Source organism: Streptomyces sp. NPDC093568 (genome assembly GCF_044764945.1).
Classification (GTDB): Bacteria; Actinomycetota; Actinomycetes; order Streptomycetales; family Streptomycetaceae; genus Streptomyces.
In genome coordinates this window covers 63,345-80,705 of record NZ_JBIWJD010000009.1, presented here as the reverse complement: position 1 = coordinate 80,705, position 17,361 = coordinate 63,345, and the positions used below count along the sequence as shown (strand labels likewise).

General features: G+C 71.6%; 13 protein-coding genes and 1 pseudogene. 8 read left to right on the top strand and 6 right to left on the bottom strand.

Annotation, left to right across the window (positions count from 1 at the left end):
* The first annotated feature begins 76 nt into the window (after window positions 1–76).
* Window positions 77–451: a cupin domain-containing protein gene (locus ACIRD7_RS31680; RefSeq protein WP_403458988.1), complete on the top strand. Its 375-nt coding sequence runs from the start codon at window positions 77–79 to the stop codon at window positions 449–451.
* Here ACIRD7_RS31680 and ACIRD7_RS31675 read toward each other — a convergent pair.
* Window positions 429–1,370 carry a DNA polymerase thumb domain-containing protein gene (locus ACIRD7_RS31675; RefSeq protein WP_403458987.1) on the bottom strand — a complete coding sequence of 314 codons (942 nt, stop codon included), beginning with the start codon at window positions 1,368–1,370 and terminating at the stop codon, window positions 429–431. The two genes, ACIRD7_RS31680 and ACIRD7_RS31675, sit on opposite strands and share 23 nt — an antisense overlap.
* A 387-nt stretch (window positions 1,371–1,757) precedes the next feature.
* Between ACIRD7_RS31675 and ACIRD7_RS31670 the strand changes: the two genes are divergently transcribed.
* Window positions 1,758–5,210: a DNA polymerase III subunit alpha gene (locus ACIRD7_RS31670; RefSeq protein WP_403458986.1), complete on the top strand. Its 3,453-nt coding sequence runs from the start codon at window positions 1,758–1,760 to the stop codon at window positions 5,208–5,210.
* Complete coding sequence (locus tag ACIRD7_RS31665; RefSeq protein WP_403458985.1) at window positions 5,207–6,217, top strand: DNA polymerase thumb domain-containing protein; 1,011 nt, start codon at window positions 5,207–5,209, stop codon at window positions 6,215–6,217. The genes ACIRD7_RS31670 and ACIRD7_RS31665 overlap by 4 nt, the downstream gene beginning before the upstream one ends.
* Before the next feature lie 93 nt (window positions 6,218–6,310).
* Here ACIRD7_RS31665 and ACIRD7_RS31660 read toward each other — a convergent pair whose 3' ends face one another.
* Window positions 6,311–7,489, bottom strand: coding sequence for a PucR family transcriptional regulator (locus ACIRD7_RS31660; RefSeq protein WP_403458984.1), 1,179 nt, complete (start codon window positions 7,487–7,489; stop codon window positions 6,311–6,313).
* A gap of 149 nt (window positions 7,490–7,638) precedes the next feature.
* On the opposite strand from ACIRD7_RS31660, the gene ACIRD7_RS31655 reads away from it, so the two are divergent.
* The 4 genes and pseudogenes from ACIRD7_RS31655 (at window position 7,639) to ACIRD7_RS31640 (ending at window position 12,000) form a co-directional block, all read left to right on the top strand.
* Window positions 7,639–9,126, top strand: coding sequence for a long-chain fatty acid--CoA ligase (locus ACIRD7_RS31655; RefSeq protein WP_403458983.1), 1,488 nt, complete (start codon window positions 7,639–7,641; stop codon window positions 9,124–9,126).
* A gap of 91 nt (window positions 9,127–9,217) precedes the next feature.
* Window positions 9,218–9,532: pseudogene (locus ACIRD7_RS31650) on the top strand (aldehyde dehydrogenase family protein); the annotation flags it as partial.
* Between the two features lie 269 nt (window positions 9,533–9,801).
* On the top strand, window positions 9,802–10,788 hold the full coding sequence (locus ACIRD7_RS31645; RefSeq protein ID WP_403459377.1) for a BtrH N-terminal domain-containing protein: 987 nt from the start codon (window positions 9,802–9,804) through the stop codon (window positions 10,786–10,788).
* 153 nt (window positions 10,789–10,941) lie between these two features.
* Window positions 10,942–12,000 carry a DUF3533 domain-containing protein gene (locus ACIRD7_RS31640; protein WP_403458981.1) on the top strand — a complete coding sequence of 353 codons (1,059 nt, stop codon included), beginning with the start codon at window positions 10,942–10,944 and terminating at the stop codon, window positions 11,998–12,000.
* 322 nt (window positions 12,001–12,322) lie between these two features.
* Here the strand turns inward: ACIRD7_RS31640 and ACIRD7_RS31635 are convergent, their stop codons facing one another.
* Window positions 12,323–13,405 (bottom strand): S1 family peptidase, encoded by a 1,083-nt coding sequence (locus ACIRD7_RS31635; RefSeq protein ID WP_403458979.1) that lies wholly within the window; start codon window positions 13,403–13,405, stop codon window positions 12,323–12,325.
* Window positions 13,406–13,682: 277 nt separating this feature from the next.
* Window positions 13,683–14,582, bottom strand: coding sequence for a slipin family protein (locus ACIRD7_RS31630; protein ID WP_403458977.1), 900 nt, complete (start codon window positions 14,580–14,582; stop codon window positions 13,683–13,685).
* A gap of 108 nt (window positions 14,583–14,690) precedes the next feature.
* On the opposite strand from ACIRD7_RS31630, the gene ACIRD7_RS31625 reads away from it, so the two are divergent.
* Window positions 14,691–15,557, top strand: a complete 867-nt coding sequence (locus ACIRD7_RS31625) for an alpha/beta fold hydrolase (RefSeq protein ID WP_403459376.1) — start codon at window positions 14,691–14,693, stop codon at window positions 15,555–15,557.
* Here ACIRD7_RS31625 and ACIRD7_RS31620 read toward each other — a convergent pair.
* Window positions 15,552–16,268: a hypothetical protein gene (locus ACIRD7_RS31620; protein ID WP_403458976.1), complete on the bottom strand. Its 717-nt coding sequence runs from the start codon at window positions 16,266–16,268 to the stop codon at window positions 15,552–15,554. The two genes, ACIRD7_RS31625 and ACIRD7_RS31620, sit on opposite strands and share 6 nt — an antisense overlap.
* A 117-nt stretch (window positions 16,269–16,385) precedes the next feature.
* Window positions 16,386–17,291, bottom strand: a complete 906-nt coding sequence (locus ACIRD7_RS31615) for a S1 family peptidase (protein ID WP_403458975.1) — start codon at window positions 17,289–17,291, stop codon at window positions 16,386–16,388.
* Window positions 17,292–17,361: the final 70 nt, after the last annotated feature.

Sequence of the window (17,361 nt, the reverse complement as noted above, 5' to 3'; positions counted from 1 at the left end):
TGGTCAAGCTGCTTGACCATATTCCCTGTTCCCATAGTCAAGCAGCTTGACCATCTGTCGCCAAAGGGAGTCCTCCATGCCCGTAGTCCGCGCATCCGAAGCCGTGACCCATGAAATCCACGGCGCCCGCTTCGTCTCGTACGCCACCCCCCTCTCCGGCAGCAAGGAGCTGTGCGCCTGGCGCGGCGAGATCCCGGCGGGGACCAAGGCGCCCGCGCACACCGTCAACCGGGAGGAGATCCTGCATCTGCTCGACGGCGAACTGCTGATCACGCTCGACGGCCGCACCGACCGGATCGCGGCCGGCGACACCCTGATCATCAACCCCGGCGCGACCCTGACCGTCGAGAACCCGACCGACCGGACGGCGATCACCTGGGTCACCACCTCCATCGGCCTGACGGCGAAGCTGGCCGACGGCACCCTCATCACACCGCCGTGGGCCAACTGAACTGTAAAAAAAGGGAATTGGGCCGTCGGCGCTCCCCTGAACCGCCACACGCGGTGGTGAGCCGGCCGGAGGCCTGCTCGGCGGGATCGAGTCCCTCGGCGCGCAGGGCGAGGGCGCGTACGCGGGCGCGCTCGAGGCCGAGCGCCTCGTACATGCCGTACGCCGCCCCGGTCAGCGCCGCCGAGCGGGCTGTCGGCTCCTTCAAGGTGCGGCTGCGGGTCGTCGAGGGGCGGTCGGCGTAGCGGGCGGTGAGAGTCAGGGCGCCGCAGACCTTGTCGAGGGCGCGCAGCCGGGCGCCCAGTTCCTCGGCGGCCGAGAGCAGGGCGCGGCGGTGCCGGTCGGGGTCCGGCTCGTCGCGGGTGAAGGGGCGTTCGGTGACCAGTGAGCGCGACAAGGCGTTCGGCACCACCCGGCCGCGGTCGACGCCGCCCGCCCTCTCGCGCAGTTCCCGGCCGGCCTTCGCACCGATCAGGCGCTGGAGCGTGGACAGGGGTGCGGCGGCGACCAGGCCGAGGGTGTCGAGGCCGTACTCGCACAGCGTGCGGGCGGTCGCGGCGCCGACGCCGGGCAGCGCGGCGACGGGCTTGCCGGCGAGGAACTCCGCGCCGGTCCCCTCGGGAACCACGCAGGTCACCCCGGGTCGCGCGTCCCGCAGCGCCACGCGGGCCAGCATCGGCCCCGGCCCGGCGCCGATCGCGCAGTCGACCCCGTGACGGGCGAGGGCGCGCACCCGGATCGCCGACGCCAGCTCCACCGCGTCGCGCCCGAAGTGCCGCTCGCCGCCGCGCAGATCGGCGAGCGCCCCGTCCGGCGGCAGCGCCTGAACGACCGGCGTGAAGTCCTCCAGCAGTCCGAGCAGCCCCGGCAGGGCCGCCTCGCCCGTCGGCGGCAGCTGGAAACGTACGCAGAGGATGGTCATCCCGCACTCCCCGGACTCCGGTGCCACAACTTCCGTACCTGTGAAGGCGCTTGACCCGCCGGTCGCGGAGCGGCCCACGGATTCGGTTCGTATCCGGGTGGGCATCTGGATTCGCCGGCCGCGAGCCGGATCTCCGCCGCCCCCGGCCGGGACCGGTCCGACACCGCCGCAAGTCCCGACTCGAACGCCATTCGGTCACCCCTCCCGCGGCACATCGCCGCTCGCCACCGGCATCTGATCCGGCCGCCGCCCAACCCACCCATGAATCGATGATGTGTTCGAATGTGGGTCGCTGACCGGGGCCGATGGGGTTAGAGTAATCGAACGAGCGTACGATGAACATATCGGGTGTATGGCCGAAAAGGGGTGGAGTGATGGAGGTGCGGCATGGAGGGCTTCGCCCACGTGCACGTCGCGTCCGGTTACTCCGCCCGCTACGGCGCATCCCACCCCGAGCAGCTCGCCCGGCGGGCGGCCGAGCGGGGCATGTCCGCGCTCGCGCTCACCGACCGGGACACCGTCACCGGGGCTGTTCGATTCGCTCAGGCCTGCGCGAAGGAAGGGGTCCGGCCGCTGTTCGGTGTCGACCTGGCGGTGGAAGCCCTCGCACCCCCACCGCCCACCCAGCGGCGCCGCACTCCGGCGCGCGGTGGCGCGCATGTCGTCGAGCCGCCGCTGCGGTTCGTGCTGCTCGCCCAGAACAGGGCGGGTTGGGCGCGGCTGTGCCGCATCACCTCGGCGGCTCACGAGGGAGCTCTGTCCGGTACGCCGCCGGTGGTGCCGTGGGAGGCGCTGCGCGAGTACGGCGGCCCCGGGCTGACCGTGCTGCTCGGGCCGCTCTCGGAGCCGGTGCGGGCCCTGTCCGTGGGGCGGGAGGACGTCGCGGTGAAGCTGCTGGCGCCCTGGAAGGAGATCTTCGGGCGGGGGGTCCGGCTGGAGGCTGTGGCGCAGAAACGTTTCGGCATGGGAGCGGGATCGCTACGGCTGGCCGCCCGGACGCTGGCCCTGGCCGATCGCACCCGCACCACCGCCGTGCTCTCCAACGCCGTCCGCTACGCCGACCCGAACCAGCACCGGATCGCCGATGTCCTGGACGCCGCACGGCTGCTGCGCCCCATCGACCGGCGCCACCTGGACAGCGGGCAGCGCTGGCTCAAGGGCGAGCGGGGGATGGCGGTCGTCGCGCGGATGGTCGCCGAGTGCGCCGGGGCGGATGTCCGGCGGGCACGGCGCCTGATGGCGGACACCGTCGCCACGGCGGCCGAGTGCACCGTCGACCCCCGAGCGGACCTCGGGCTGGGCGTGCCGCACTTCCCGGAGCCGTCGCTTTTCGGCGCCGACCCGAGCGCGGGCGGGGCCGCGGAGCTGCTGCGCCGGCAGTGCGAGGAGGGGCTGGCCCGGCGCGGCCTGGACCGTGACAGGGCGGCGCTCGACCGGCTGGACGAAGAACTCAAGGTGATCTCCGAGCTGAACTACGACTCGTACTTCCTCGCCGTCGGCCAGGTCGTCGCCGACATCCGGGCCAAGGGCATCCGGGTCGCCGCCCGCGGCTCCGGCGCCGGATCGATGGTCTGCCACGCGCTGGGCATCGCCACCGCCAACCCGCTCGACCACCGTCTTCTGTTCGAACGCTTCCTCAGCGTGCGCCGGGCCTCGCTGCCCGACATCGACATCGACGTGGAGTCCGCCCGACGGCTGGAGTGCTACGACACGATCTTCGAACGGTTCGGCAAGGAGCGCGTGGCGGTCACCGCGATGCCCGAGACGTACCGGGCGCGCCGGGCCCTGCGGGACACCGGCCTCGCGCTGGGGATCGCGCCCGCGGAGGTCGACCGGATCGCCAAGAGCTTCCCGCACCTGAGGGCCGGCGACATCACCGGCGCCCTCGCCGAACTGCCCGAGCTGCGGCAGCTGGCGGGCGAGGCGGGCCGGTACGGGCCGCTGTGGGAGCTCGCCGAGGGCCTCGACTCCCTCGTCCACGGCATGGCCATGCACCCCTGCGGCGTGGTCATCAGCGACGCCACCCTCCTGGACCGGCTGCCGGTGCAGCCCACCCCGCAGGGCGACTACCCCATGGCCATGGCCGCGAAGGAGGAGATCGAGGCGCTGGGCAACATCAAACTCGACGTCCTGGGGGTGCGGATGCAGTCCGCGATGGCCCACGCCGTCGACGAGATCGAACGCACCACCGGCAACCGCATCGACCTCGACGACCCCGAGCAGGTGCCGCTCGACGACGTCTTCGCCTTCAAGCTGATCCAGGAGAGCCGGACTCTGGGCCTGTTCCAGCTGGAGTCGCCCGGTCAGCAGGACCTGCTGTCCCGCCTCCAGCCACGCGATCCGCAGGACGTCATCGCCGACATCAGCCTCTTCCGGCCCGGCCCGGTCGCCGGCGGCATGCCCGAGCGGTACATCGCCGCCCGCCACGGCGGCACACCGGCGTACGCCCACCCGGATCTGGAGCCGGTGCTCGCCGACACCTACGGCGTGACCATCTGGCACGAGCAGATCATCGAGACACTGCGGGTGATGACCGGCTGCGACCGGGCCTTCGGAGAGATCACCCGGCGGGCCCTCGGTGACAAGGAGCGACTGCCCGAGATCAAGGACTGGTTCCACGAGCGGGCACGCGCGCGTGGTTACAGCGCGGCCGTGCGGGAGGAGGTCTGGAAGACCATCGAGGCCTTCGGGGCGTACGGCTTCTGCCGCGCCCACGCGGTCGCCTTCGCCGTACCTGCCCTGCAGAGCGCCTGGCTCAAGGCGCACTATCCGGCGTTCCTGCTGGCGGGTCTGCTCGAACACGATCCCGGGATGTGGCCCAAGCGCGTCCTGGTCGCCGACGCCCGCCGGGGCGGCGTACAGGTCCTGCCGGTCGACATCAACCGCTCCCGGGTGCGGCACACCGTGGAGAAGGCCGACGGGGAGCAGTGGAGTGTGCGGCTGGCGTTGTCCGCGGTGCACGGCATCAGCGAGGACGAGTGCGCCCGGATCGAGGAGAGCCAGCCGTACGGATCCCTGTCGGACTTCTGGCAGCGGGCCCGCCCCAGCAGGCCGGTCGCCGAGCGGCTCGCCGAGATCGGCGCCCTGAACCGCCTGCACGACGGCCGGCTCACCCGGCGTGACCTGCTGCTCCAGATCGCCGAGCTGCATCGCCAGTCCCGGAGCCGGTCCGCGCACGAGGGCCAACTGCCCATCGTCGCGGGCGCGATCGGCGGGGCGGAGCCGAGCGGGCTGCCGGAGATGACCGGGCGCGAGGCGCTGAGCGCGGAGCTGAGCACCCTTGGCATCGATGTCTCCAAGCATCTGATGGAGCACCATCACCGGCTGCTGCGCGAGATCGGCGCGACCGACGCGGCGCATCTGGCCGGGATGCGGGCCGGTCAGCAGGTGCTTGTGGCGGGTGTGCGGGCCTCGACGCAGACGCCGCCGATCGCGAGCGGCAGGCGGATCATCTTCGTCACCCTGGAGGACGGCTCCGGCCTGGTCGACCTGGCGTTCTTCGAGGACTCCCATCCGGCCTGCGCGCACACCGTCTTCCACAGCGGGCTGCTGCTGGTGCGCGGCACGGTCCAGGTGCGCGGCACCCGCCGTACCGTCGTCGGCTCCATGGCCTGGGACCTGGACGAGATCGCCGCCGCCCGCCGCGACAACGGCCCCGAGGCCGCCCTCGCCCTCCTCGGCGAGACCCGCCCGCACCCGACCCCCGCCCAGCCGCACCGCACTCTGACCGACGGAACCGCGGGCGCCCGCCTGCACCCGTACGCCGACCTCCAGCCCGCCGGCACCCGTTCCGCCGACCTGAAGAAGTTCGGCCACCGAAGCCCGGGGAGCGCGGGATGAGCGCGCGTCAGCGGCACATCGCCCACCTCCATCTGCACGCGGCGCTGAGCGAGGCCCAGTTCGACGATGTGATCGAACTGATGTCCGGTGTCACGCCCCATGTCCAGGCCGTCCCGCCGAGCGCCGTCCAGCTCGACCTGACCTCGGCGCTCCGGTACTTCGACCTCTCTCCCTACGACATGGTCCAGACGACGATGATGCGGCTGAAGCTCCTCTACGACATCGACTGCAGCGCCGGGCTCGCGGGCAACCGCATGCTGGCGGCCATGGCGGCCGACGCGTCCGCGCCGGGCGAGACCACCTGGGTCCCCGCCCATCAGGTGACCGAATGGCTGTACCCACGCCCGGTCACCGCGCTGCCCGGCATCGGCCGCGCCACGGCGTCGACGCTCGGCAGATACGGCCTGCACACCATCGGCCAGCTCACCGACCTGCCCTCGGCGACCCTGCAACGGCTCCTCGGCGCCGGCCAGGCGCGGCTGCTGACCGAGCGTGCCCGCGGCCACGACCCCCGCCCGGTCACCCCCGCGGAACCGGCCGAGCACCTGACCGCCGACCTCGTGCTGGAGCGGGACTGCCTCGACCCCGCCCGGCATCACCGAGCGGTTCTGGGACTCGCCGAGCAGCTCGGCGGGCGCCTGCGCGGGGAAGGGCGGATCGCGAGCCGGCTGACCCTCACGGTGCGGTACGCCGACCGCAGCTCCAGCACACGCACGCGTGCGCTGCCGGAACCCACCGACCACTCCCCCGCCCTCGCCGCCACCGCCCTGGGCCTGCTGACCGGTCTCGGCCTGCAACGGGCCAGAGTCCGCGCCTACGCGATCCGCGCCGACGGTCTGCTGCCGGCCGAGAACGCCTACTGGCAGCTCTCCCTGGATCCCGGCGACGCCCGCGCCCGCGCGGCCGAGGCCGCCGCGGACCGCGCCCGCCGACGCTTCGGCCCCGAGGCCGTACGCCCGGCCACGCTGGCGAACCAGGACCTGTCGTTTGGATCAGCGCGGCTGTGAGGATCGGTTCTTCCCGGCCGGGCCGAGCGGGGACAGATGTGCGTGCCAGGCCCCGCGACGCCGGGATGATCCGGATGATCCGAACGGCAGGCCCTAGTTCGGAGAACCGGACGCGCCGGCCCGGCGGACCGCCAGGAGGGCCGCGCCGATGTCCGCCGCCGCTCGTGGATCGGACAGGGAGCGGCCCGCCAGCTCCTCGACGCGGCGCAGCCGGTAGCGGACGGTGTTGGGGTGGACGAAGAGGCTCCGCGCAGCGTCCGCGGCGGAGCCGGCGGCGGCGTACCAGTGCTCCAGGGTCTCCAGGAGACGGGACCGCTCCGCGGCGGGGAGATCGAGCAGGGGCTGGAGGACCACCTCCACGAGGTGCGCCGCCTCGGCCGGGGCGGCGGCGACGACCATGGCCAGCGGGTTGTCGTCGAACCGCGCGACGCCGGGGCCGGTGCCCGTCAGGCCGGCCAGCGCCAGACGGGCGAAGCGCAGCGCCCGGGGGGTGTCCCGCAGGGAGTCGAAGCACGGGCTGACGCCCACGCGGGCGCCCGCCCGGCGCAGGATGCTCAGACAGGTGCTCTCCGCCGACGCCGTGGGCAGGGCGGCCAGACCGATCTGCTGGTCGGGCAGCAGCCGCCAGGCGAAGGGGATCTGGGCCTGCCGCAGCGCCGCCTCCGTCCCCGCCAGCGGCTCCTCGCCGGGGGCGTCGGCCGCCGCCGCGGCGACCACGTAGGGTCCGCGGTCGGGCAGACCCAGCTCGCGGGCGGCCTCCCACAGCGTGCGGTCGGCGATGACGCCGGTGAACAGCGCCTCCACCAGTGCCGAGCGGCGTGCCTGCCGCCGTGAGGTCAACTCGGCGGCCGTCTCCCGGTAGGCCGCCGCCACCGCCTCCGCGTAGCGGCCGAACAGGGCCCAGATCTCCGCGGACTGGGACACCAGCTGGGCGTCGGTGACCTCGGGACGGTTGCGTGCCTCGGCGAGGATGTCCGTCCACACGAGCTCGAAGCCGACCCGGTACGCGTGCAGGGTGTCCGCCAGCGGCACGCCCTGCTCGGCGCGGATGCGGCCGGTCTCCCGGGCCGGGCTCGGGTCCTGCGCACCCGCGCGGCCGAGCTGGTCCAGGAGCAGGTCCGCGTTGGCGGTGCACGAGCGGCGCAGCGACTCGAAGGGGATCAGCGACTCGTCCTTGTAGGCGTCGACGTCCGAGCGGATGCGCTGCGCCATCCGCTCGCCCAGTTCCGGCAGCCTCGCCTGAAGTGCCGAGACCACCCCCGAGAGGTTCATTCCCGCAGCGTAACGCCCCTGTTTTGTCCCCGGGAACAATCCGGGAGGCCGGACGCTGTCCTGCCCCATATAGGCCGTCGCCACGGACATCTGCACGATGTCGTCTGCGTGAACAGCGGATTTCGACGGTGACATTCGTGGAGGCGGTCATGGCCAATCTGGCTCAGTTCCTGGTGGAGACGGCACGGCGACAGCCGGAACGGCCCGCGCTGCGGCTGGGAGGCCAGGTCACCAGCTACGCGGAGCTCGACGAGCGCAGCGCCCGCGCGGCCGCGCTGCTGCGGGCCGAGGGCGTACGACCGGGAGACCGGGTCGCGCTGATGCTGCCCAACGTTCCCGAGTTCGTCGTCCTGTACTACGGCGTGCTGCGCGCGGGAGCGGTCGTCGTGCCGATGAACCCGCTGCTGAAGACCCGCGAGACCGAGTACCACCTGCGCGACTCGGGCGCACAGATGCTCTTCGAGTGGCACCAGGCGCCGGGTGAGGGCGCGCAGGGCGCGGCCGCCGCCGGAGTGCGGCACATGGCCGTCGAGCCCGCCGCCTTCGCGGGCCTGCTGGCGGGTCACGAGCCGCTGCCGGAGGTGAGCGAGCCGGACGCCGAGGACGTGGCCGTGCTGCTGTACACCTCAGGCACCACCGGCCGGCCCAAGGGCGCCACGCTCACCCACACCGGGCTCCGGCACAACACCGAGGTCAACGCGGTGCATGTGCAGCAGATGACGGCGGACGACGTGGTCGTGGGCTGTCTGCCGCTGTTCCACATCTTCGGCCAGATCTGCACGATGAGCGTGACCGTCCGCGCCGGCGCCACGCTCGTCCTGGTCCCCCGCTTCGACCCGCAGACCGTGCTGGACGCCATCGCCCGCGACCGGGCGACGATCTTCGAGGGCGTGCCGACCATGTACGCGGCGCTGCTCCAGCACCCGTCGGAGGCCGACGTGTCGACGCTGCGGATGTGCGTGTCCGGCGGAGCCTCGCTGCCGGTGGAGGTCCTGCACGGCTTCGAGCGCCGCTTCGGCTGCGTGGTGCTGGAGGGCTTCGGCATGTCCGAGACGAGTCCGGTGGTCACCTTCAACCACCCCGACCGGCCGCGCAAGGCCGGGTCCATCGGCACCCCGATCAAGGACGTGGAGGTGCGGCTCCTCGACGACAAGGGCCAGGACGTGGCCCCCGGCGAGATCGGCGAACTGGCCGTGCGCGGGCCGAACGTGATGAAGGGTTACTGGAAGCGCCCGGAGGAGACGGCGGCCACCATCCCCGACGGCTGGCTGCGCAGCGGCGACCTCGCGCGCCAGGACGAGGACGGCTACCTGTACATCGTCGACCGCAAGAAGGACATGATCATCCGCGGCGGCTACAACGTCTACCCGCGCGAGATCGAGGAGGTGCTCCACGAGCACCCGGCCGTCGCGCTGGCCGCGGTGGTGGGCGTGGCCGACGCGCATCTGGGCGAGGAGATCGCGGCCGCGGTGGTGCTGCGCCCCGGCGCCGCGGCCACGCCCGACGAGCTCCAACTGTTCGTGAAGGAGCGGGTGGCGGCGTACAAGTACCCGCGCGAGGTGTGGCTCGTGGACACCCTGCCGACCGGCCCCAGCGGCAAGATCCTGAAGAGGGAGATCAGCGCGCCGACGGGGTGAGGCCGACGGTGCACCAGGCATCTGGACAGAGCGTTACGCCCGTCCAGGTGCCTTTGTCATTCCCCGGAGTCGTCGAGACTCCGGGGGTGACCGCATCGTGATGACCGCCGCAGCGAAGAACCTCACCCCCGTCGCCCTCGAACTCGGCGGCAAGTCACCGGTGTTCGTGGACCGGGACGCCGACATCACCACGGTCGCGCAGCGCCTGGCGCAGACGAAGTCCGCCAACGCCGGCCAGACCTGCGTCGCCCCCGACTACGTCCTGACAGACCCGGACACCGCAGCCGAACTGCAGGCGGCCCTGGCCGTCGCGATCAAGGAGCTGTTCGGCGAGAACCCGCAGGCCTCGGACGCCTACGGACGGATCGTCAACGAGCGGCACTTCGACCGGCTGTCGGGCGTCGTCCCCCGGTGTGATGCTCCAGCAGACCGTCCACCTGTCCGCCTCCGCACTCTCCGGTGTCGGGCGATTCGCGGTGCTGCGCCTCGTCGTCTTCACACGGAGCCGCTCACGGACCGCGACCACAGTCGGCGCCACCCACCCCGTGTACGCGACCTCGGCACCCGCCGGCCCGGTGGCACTCTCCCCCGCCGCCTGACCCTTCCACGGACGGTCCGCACCTCACGGGCCCCTGCCGCGTCGTCCGGTGAGGGAGGAGAATCCGCGGCATGACCATGGTGCAGGTGCAGGACATCGACGCCCGAGGCATGCAGCACTGCGAGACGACGGCACTGGGCGTGCTGCTGCGGCGTGAGGGACTCGACCTGTCCGAGCCCATGCTGTTCGGACTCGGCTCCGGGCTGTCCTTCATCTACTGGGACAGCAAGAGCATGGGCTTTCCCTTCCTGGGCGGCCGGGTCAAGCCCTTCGAACTCACCAGGAACCTGGCCGCCGTACTCGGGCTCGAGCTCGTGGTCGAGGAGACCACCTCCCCGCGCAAGGCATGGCACAACGTGGCGGCACCCATCGACGCCGGCCGGCCGGTGGGCCTGCAACTCGACAGCTACCACCTGGACTACTTCAGCACCAAGGTGCATTTCGGCGGGCACGTCGTCGCCATGTACGGCTACGACGAACAGGACGCCTACCTCGTGGACACCGCCCCACAGGGCGGAGCGGTCTCCACCAGCCTCGCCGGCCTGGCCAGGGCCAGAGCCGAGCGCGGCCCCATGACCGCCAGGCACCGCTCCTTCACCCTCACGGCGCCCAGCACCCCGACGTCACCGCGGGACCGGATCATCCCCGCGATCAGGACCTGCGCCGACGCCTTCCTGAACCCGCCCATCGCGAACCTGGGCCACCGGGGCATCGAGAAGGCCGCCGGGCAGGTGCCGAAGTGGCTGCGGCGCAGCGACAATCCGCGCGAGGACCTGCCACGGGCCGCCGTCCTCATGGAGAAGGCGGGCACCGGCGGCGCCCTGTTCCGCAATCTCTACCGGGACTTCCTCGCCGAGTGTGCCCAGCTGATCGACAGCAGCCACCTGCGCACCGGCCACCGCCTGTACGCCGAGGCCGCCACCCTCTGGACGCAGGTGGCCGAACTCGTCGCGACATCGGGCGAGTCCGGCAACACCCAGCACCTCACGCAGGCAGGCGCCCTCCTCCACGACCTCTCCCGCATCGAACGCGACGCGATGCAGGCTCTCAGCATGCAAGGTTGATCATCCGCACCGAGATCCGGCAGGCCCGCTACGCCAGGCGGCCCACCTGGCTTCCCGGCCACCGCTCGGGGCACCCACCCTCGAACACTCGTACGCCATCCGTTCGGCCGCCTCCCACCTGCACAAACGCCCCGCGCCCCGGACGGTGGGGGCATGACGCAGAGCAGCGGCGCCGGCACCCCCCGCGGTTCCTTCCTGGCCGAGGTGAAGGACGCGGTCACCCCACGAGCCATCCTGCTCGTGACCGGTACGGGGATCCTCGCCCTGCTCTTCATCGCGTCCTACGTGGGCGCGCTCCACGACCCGAAGCCCAAGGACGTGCCCTTCGGAGTCGTGGCCCCCCAGGTCGCCGCCGAGCAGTCGGTGACCCGACTGGAGAACCTGCCCGGCGACCCTCTGGACCCACGCGCCCTGCCCGACGCGGCGACAGCCCGCAGCCAGATCCTGAACCGTGAGATCGACGGCGCCCTGGTGATCGACCCGTCCCGCACCACCGACACCCTGCTGGTCGCCACCGGAGGCGGCAGGGTGCTGGCCGCCACCCTGGAGACCCTCGTCGCCACCCTGGAGAGATCCGAGGCCCGCGCACTCCGCACCATCGACGTGGCCCCGGCCGACCCGCGGGACGCCAACGGACTCACGTCCTTCTACCTGATCGTGGGCTGGTGCGTGGGCGGCTACCTCACCGCGTCGATCATGGCGATCAGCTCGGGCGCGCGCCGCCCCACCGTGAGACGCTCGGTGATCCGTCTCCTCACCCTGGCCCTGGTCGCCGTCATCGGCGGCCTCGGCGGCGCCCTGATCGTAGGCCCGATCCTGAACGCCCTGCCGGGCAGCATCGCCGCGCTGTGGGGCCTCGGCGCCCTGATCACCTTCGCGGTGGGCGCGGCCACGCTCGCCTTCCAGGCCCTCTTCGGCCTGGCCGGCATCGGCCTGGTCATCCTGATCGTGGTGATCCTGGGCAACCCGAGCGCCGGCGGCGCGCTCCCCCCACCCCTCCTCCCCCCGTTCTGGCGGGACATCGGCCCGGCCCTGCCCCCGGGCGCGGGCACCTGGGCGGCCCGCTCGATCGCCTACTTCAGGGGCAACGACATGACCGGCTCCCTCCTGGTCCTCTCGGCCTGGGCAGCAGCAGGCATCGCCGTCACCCTGCTGGCGGGGGCCCTGCGCGGCAGGGACCCAGCGAAGCCCGGCACACCCGCCGAGACATGAAGAGCGCCTGCCCTCCGGCCATGGGCAACCGCGTTCCCGCACCCGCGAACGGCGGGAAGGGGACGTGCCGGGGGGTGTCCGCCCGCAGCGTCGGGTGTCAACGCGGGGCCACCCTTCGAGCCACGGCAACCACCCGACCGAGGACGGACACCCCCCGGCACGGCCCCGACTCACACCAGGCCATAGGCGCTACGCGAACCCCCACACACCACCACAGGCCGCCGCAGGCATCAACGCGCCCCTCACACAGCCGCACCCGAACGCGAAAGGCCCCGCCCCTCACTGAAGGGGCGGGACCTCCTGGATCCCAGGAACGAACGCGTCAGCCGATCTCGGTACCCGTGGCCGACAGCGCCTCGGTCACCGGCTGGAAGAACGTCTCCCCGCCGGAGGTGCAGTCACCGCTGCCCCCGGAGGTGAGCCCGATCGCCTTGTCGCCGGAGAAGAGCGAACCACCGCTGTCACCGGGCTCGGCGCAGACGTCGGTCTGGATCAGGCCGTTGACGATGTCACCGTTGCCGTAGTTCACGGTGGCGTCGAGCCCGGTGACCTTGCCGTCGTGCACCTGCGTGGTCGAACCGCTGCGGGTGACCGCCATGCCGACGGTCGCGTCGGCGGCCCCGCTGATGGCCTGCGCGGAACCGTTGTAGAGGTTGACCTCGCTCGGGTGGTCGACCTCGGCGGTGTACTTGACCAGCCCGTAGTCGTTGTCCGGGAAGCTGGAGACCTCGTTGGTGCCGATCTGGTTGCCGCTGGAGTCCGACCAGTCCGTGATGCCCTCGGTGCAGTGCCCGGCGGTCAGGAAGAACGGCTCGCCGCCCTTGACGACGTTGAAGCCGAGCGAGCAGCGCCCGGTGCCACCGGTGATGGCGTCACCACCCGCGACGAAGGGCTTGTACTCGCCCTTCGTCCGCTTCAGTTCGGCCGTGGCGCCCAGCCCGTCGACGACCTTGCCGAGCTTGGTCCACTCGGCCTCGGACACCGTGCGGTCAGCCGTGACGACGACCTTGTTCGTCGCCGGGTCCGTCACCCAGGAGGTGCCGGGAATGGTCGCGTCCTGCTTGAGCGTCGTCCGCGCGCTCTTCAGCTCGGCGAGCGAGTTCTCGACGACCCGCGCCTTGGCGCCGGCGGCCTCGACCGCGTCGGCCGCGGCCTCGTCGAGCACGTTCACCACAAGGTTCTTGGTCTGCGTGTCGTAGTAGGTACCCGCAGCGTCACCGCCGAGGTCCTTCGCCAGCGACGAGGCGAGCTTTCCGGCCGCCAGGACCGACAGGGTCTTGGGCGCGGACGCCTCGGGCGTCTCACTGGCGTTCGCACTCTGCAAGGTCACTCCCGCGGCGACCAGTGCGGCGATGCCCGCACCTGCCACGGCTGCACGCCGCTTGGGTATGCGTCGGTGCTTCAACTTACGTCCTCCTGTGGGGGGTCGGCCCGAGAGGTTGTGGGGACCTCGGCGAACCGGAAGGCGTACGGCTGTAGGGGCGGCACACAACAAAAGCCACGCCCACGCCGGTTGAACAAGGTTCACTATTCCTAGATTCGAAGGGAGCACACAAGGTCGACTTCGAGACGCGCGTAGAACACGGTTGCACGCCCCCGTCACCTTGACCGTGCACAGTCACACTAGCCCTCTTCGCTCAGCAAACACCGCAAGCGAGCGAACCATAAGCAGCGCGTGAGGTCTACTCCTGTCTCGAAATCGCCCCTTGAGGATCCGCATTCAAGTGAGGCTCACCCGAAAGAAGTTCATCCCGCATTGCCCCGGATTCACCCGACTCAACCCCCTGCGGACCGACCACCGACTCCCGCACAGCGGGCGCACCCTGCGCCCCTTTCTCCAGAAATCGCAGCAATTCCACCGGAATCGGCAGAACCAGCGTGGAATTCTTCTCGGCCGCCACCGCCATCACCGTTTGCAGCAACCGCAACTGAAGGGCAGCCGGCGCATCGGACATCTGATGCGCCGCCTCGGCCAGCTTCTTCGACGCCTGGAGCTCCGCGTCGGCGTTGATGACCCGCGCCCGCCGCTCCCGGTCGGCCTCCGCCTGCCGGGCCATCGACCGCTTCATGGTCTCGGGCAGGGACACGTCCTTGATCTCCACGCGGTCGATCGTCACGCCCCACTCGACCGCCGGGCTGTCGATCATCAACTCCAGCCCCTGGTTGAGCTTTTCGCGACTGGAGAGCAGATCGTCCAGCTCGCTCTTGCCGATGATGGACCGCAGCGAGGTCTGCGCCATCTGTGAGACCGCGAACCGGTAGTCCTCCACGCGGACGACCGCCTCGGCCGGCGCGGTCACCTTGAAGTAGACGACGGCGTCGACCCGCACGGTGACGTTGTCCCGCGTGATGCCCTCCTGCGCGGGAATGGGCATCGTCACGATCTGCATGTTCACTTTGCGCATTTTGTCGACGCCCGGCACGATCATCGTGAACCCGGGCCCGCGCACCTGGGATCGGAGCTTTCCGAGACGGAAGACCACCCCCCGCTCGTACTGCTTGACGACCCGCGCGGCCGCCGCCACATACACCACCGCGGCGGACGCGAGCGTCACTCCCGCCGCCACCAGCTCCTCGACCATCCCGGCCCCCCAGGGTCCGAATCAGGCACTCAAGGTGTGTACTTCGACGGTAACTCCAGGATGTTCGCGTTGGGGAGACGGAGGACACAGGTGGTCGACGGCGTACGGATGCGGGACGGCCGATGGCTGACGGTCGAGGAGCGCGGCGACCCGGACGGCACGCCGGTGGTGCTGCTGCACGGCACCCCGGGCTGCCGGTTCGGAGTCGTGCCCGAGGACGTCATGGCCGCCCGTCCAGGGGTACGGTTCATCGCCTACGACCGTCCGGGATACGGAGGTTCGGACCGGCGGCCGGGACGCCAGGTGGCCGACGCCGCGCAGGACGTGGCGGAACTGGCCGACGCCCTCGGGCTCGACCGGTTCACCGTCCTCGGCCGCTCGGGCGGCGCCCCCCACGCACTGGCCTGCGCCGCACTGCTGCCCGACCGGGTACGGCGGGCGGCGGCGCTGGTGTGTCCCGCGCCGCCGGACGCCCAGGGGCTGAGCTGGTTCGAAGGCATGGCCGACTCCAACGTCGAGGAGTACACCCGGGCGCTCACCGACCCGCTGGGCTTCGCCGACCGCCTCGCCGCCCGCGCCGCCGGCATTCGCCGGGATCCCGCCCAGCTCCTCGTGTCCATCCGCGACGGGCTCACCGACTCCGACCGGCGGATCGTCTCCGCCCCGGCCATCGGCGACATGCTGCTGCGCAACTACCGTGAGGCGCTGCGCACTTCGGCGTACGGCTGGCTCGACGACAACCTCGCCCTGGTCAGCCGCTGGGGCTTCGACCCGGCCGACATCATCCGGCCGGTCCTGCTGTGGCACGGCGCCCTGGACAGGTTCTCGCCGGTGGGCCACTTCACCTGGCTCGCGGGCCGCATCCCCCGCGCCCGCCCGGTCCTGGAGCCGGACGTCGGCCACTTCGGAGCGCTTCAGGCCCTGCCCGCCGTACTGGACTGGCTCCACCCGGCATCGGCGTCCACCGCGTCATGACCGCGGCCTGGAGGGCCACCGGCCTCGGCCGCGTCGCGACGAGGACCGCTGCGCAGGGAAGCCGGGCCGGGCCAGACGGGCGCCCCGCATCAGGTCCATGATCCGCTCATGGCTGTCGCCCACGGCATCGACGACCCGCAGTCGCAGGCGCAGCTGGTCGATCTCGTCGACGAACCGCTGACCGTACGTCCCCGCCCGCATCGCACCGCCGCCCAGGGGGAACCCCGCACCGGTCAGCCGTTGATAGTAGTCCTTGCCCTGCACGAACCCCCGCTCGGCGAGCGCCTCCAGCAGCCCGGCGTGTCCGACCCATTCGCCGGGCTCCCCGCCACGCGGCACGACGCAGTAGTCCACCCGCTCCACCACGGCCTGCTGCGAGCCGCCGTTCACTATCTCCACGGTCCAGGCCGTTTCGTCCGGACCCAGGTCGCCGACCGTCCAGGAGGAGCTCCAGCCCAGTGCGGGTCGCACCGTACGGCCGTACTGGGCACGGCCGAACACCGCGGCAAGAGCGACCGCCAGCAGGCTGCCCAGCGGGTTCATGTCCATCAGCCGCAGCCGCCAGGGCCACTCCCGGCTCGCCTCGCCGGTCACGTTCGACCGCACGATCTCCCACAGCAGCACCAGCGTCAGCAGGATCAGCAGCACCAGTGGCGCCAGAAACAGCAACGGGCTGCGCCGCACCCGCCGTTGCCGGTCGTCGAAGGACACCGCGCCGGCCCCTCCCCCGTGTGGTCACTGAAGGACCCGACGATAGCGAGCCCCCGCACCACAGTTGCGCGCGGGGGCTCACCTACTACTGGCTGCCGTTCAGGCCGAACCGAGGTGTCAGTAGACGCTGACGCCGTACGCGCTCAGGGCCTCGGTGACCGGCTGGAAGAAGGTCGTGCCGCCGGAGCTGCAGTTGCCGCTGCCGCCGGAGGTCAGACCGTACGCGGTGCCGTTGCTGCCGTAGAGCGAACCGCCGGAGTCACCGGGCTCGGCGCAGACGGTGGTCTGGATCAGGCCGCCGACGATGTCGCCGCCGCCGTAGTTGACGGTCGCGTTGAGGGCGGTGACCCGGCCGCTGTGCGTGCCGGTGGTGGAGCCGTCACGGATGACGGTGGTGCCCACGCTCGGCGTGGCCGCGCGGGTGATGTCCACGCCGTTCGCGGTGCCGGGCCGGCTGACGGAACCGGAGTACCGGACGATGCCGTAGTCGTTGCCCGGGAAGCTGGAGCCGGCGGTCGAGCCGATGACCTGGGTGCGGCCGGAGTTGGAGTACCAGGTGCCCGCACCGTCGGTGCAGTGGCCGGCCGTCAGGAAGTACTGGTTGCCGCTGCTGTCCTGGACGTTGAAGCCCAGCGAGCAGCGCCAGCTACTCGCATAGATGGCGTCGCCGCCCTGGATGAACTTGCTGAACTTGCCCGGGACGCTCTTGATGGTGAGCGCGTCGGCGTTTGCCCCGGCCTGTTCCTTGATCTTCGCTATCTCCGCCTGGGAGACCGTGGAGTCGACGGTCACCGTGACGCGGTTGGTCTTGCTGTCGACGGCCCAGGCGGTGCCCGGGATGTCGGCCTTCAGTACGGAGCCGCTGGCGCTCTTGAGCTGGGCGGCGGTGAAGGTGTCGGGCGTTTCCGCGGCGGTCGCGTTGGGGATCGCGATCGCGGCCGCGGCCACGAGTCCGGAGGAAACGGCGATCAGCCGGGTCCGTCTCGTAATGCCGCTGCGGGGAGTGGTGCGCTTGATCCTCACTTTTCGTTCCCTCCAAGGGAAGTCGGGGGCCCGCGTGGGGTCGGGGCCCGTGAGGCGCAGTCAGACGGGA